The 1982-nt window shown below is 47.1% G+C and carries 1 protein-coding gene; it reads left to right on the forward strand.

Annotated features, from left to right (window positions below; genetic code table 11):
* Positions 1-194 precede the first annotated feature (194 nt).
* A partial coding sequence (locus OEM52_15045) for a S49 family peptidase (protein ID MDK9701450.1) occupies positions 195-1982 on the forward strand: 1788 nt, incomplete at its 3' end.

Genomic DNA, 1982 nt, shown 5'->3' on the forward strand with positions numbered 1-1982 from the left:
ACGAATAGAACTGCCAGTTTATGAAACAGCGGTTCTCCGATAGTGCAAGCAGTATAAAACTGTGTGCTAAACACTTCATGGATTTATCTCAAATGTCGACTGCAACCGAAAATGCATTACCTTGCACTAATCGAACGAGATCAGGACAGCGCGTGTACTTTGATCTCTATGCAGGTTTGACATTTGAGGTAACCATGAAACGAATTCACACATTACTTGTATTGCTGATAGCAACACTCTTGTTTGGATCAGCAATTGCGCAAACGAATCAACCATCGCAGATTAACGGTATCGGTATCAGTTCCCATCCGATTACTTCGATGGCGATGACCAATGGAACACTGGCTTTATGGGGAAACCCAGCGGCATTAGGGATAACCGAAAGCTTCGGTTTTCTCGCAATGGTTCCATCCGACGACAAGGATTTTCTGAAGGATCGCGCATTCGCTGTTCGCGCCGGTCCGTTCGCATGGTCGGGTGAGTACATCAATGATGTACCGACCGGTGCGTTGAAACCTCGCATATATAATTGGGGTATGGGAGTTGAATTAGAAGATGGCGTTTATTTTGGCGCTCGGTATCGTTACTCGAAGAACATTCCCCAACAGAATTCATGGTCATTCGGTCTATTAGTCAGACCTTATTCATGGTTATCGGTTGGCGCTGTCGCCCGCGATGCTAATCAACCGCGCTACAACGATATCAAACAAAAAGCTGCATTCGACGCTGGATTTGGTTTCCGTCCCTTGGCACTGACCAGTTGGAAACATGGTCATCGAGTATCGGTCGGAGCAGATATTACGTGGTATGAATTGGATAGTCGCCTCCATCCAGTTGCCAGGAAATACGGTGACAAGATGGATCCCCGCTATCACATTGAAGTTGAACCGATCGATGGCGTGCAAATTCTTGCCCAATATGCAAGTGAGTATAAAGAAATGCGGGTTGGAATCGGCTTTGCTTCCCAGCATACCCGAATACATCACAGCACCCGTTCCGATGATAAAAAGACCCAAGGCGGCTTAAGCTATATACTGTATGAATCTGATGGCATGTTGTCATTGCCAGTTCAGTTTCAACCAAAACTTGTGAAAATGAAGATGCCGTCAGCATTCGACGACCAACAAGCGTCGTTTAGTTTCTTTGCCCAGCGAAACCCCGAACTGGAAAAATTCCTCGAAAAGATTCGCCGGTTAACCAAGGACAAGGATGTCAAAGGTCTTGTGTTGGAAGTAAATGAACTGAACATCGGCATGGCAAAATTGCAGGCAGTCACCCGTGAACTGCGTAAATTCAAAGCCGCTGGCAAGAAGATTTACATCTACACGAAGTCGCTTAACAATCGCGGGTATGCATTAGCATCGCTCGCCGATAAACTCTATATCCATCCAGAAGGCGATATTTTTTTGGTAGGATTTGCATCAGGTGGTCTTTTCCTAAAAGGTACCCTTGATAAGCTGGGCGTTGAAGTGGAAGTCGATAACAGCGGCCCCCACAAGACTGCCGGCAACATGTTGTCCGAATCGCACATGACTGCGGAAGACCGTGCCCAACGTGAATGGCTCTTTGGTGACCTCTACCGGCAATTCGCCGAGATGATTGCCCAGAATCGTGGTTGGTCGGTCGACGATGTGAAGAGAAAGATCGACGATGGTCCCTATCTCGCATCAGGCGCAAAAGAAGCGAATTTAGTCGACGGTACCCTGTATGCCGACGAAGTCGAAAAGACCTTTAAAGACTTGTATGGTAACAAGAAGATTAAGATTCAGAGTGCGTCTTCGTACTTCATGGAACCGGAAATTGATCCCCGTTGGGATCGCCCGATGGAGCCGAAAATTGCTGTCGTGTATGCCGTTGGTGAAATAAAAACCGGCAGATCGAGTAGTGGAATTTTTGGTGGTCGCACGATGGGCAGCGAAACGATGGTGAAAGCGATTCGTGCCGCACGCAAGAACAAGCACGTCAAAGCAATAGTATTACGT

It is taken from the genome of bacterium (assembly GCA_030247525.1).
Taxonomy (GTDB): Bacteria; Electryoneota; JAOADG01; order JAOADG01; family JAOADG01; genus JAOTSC01.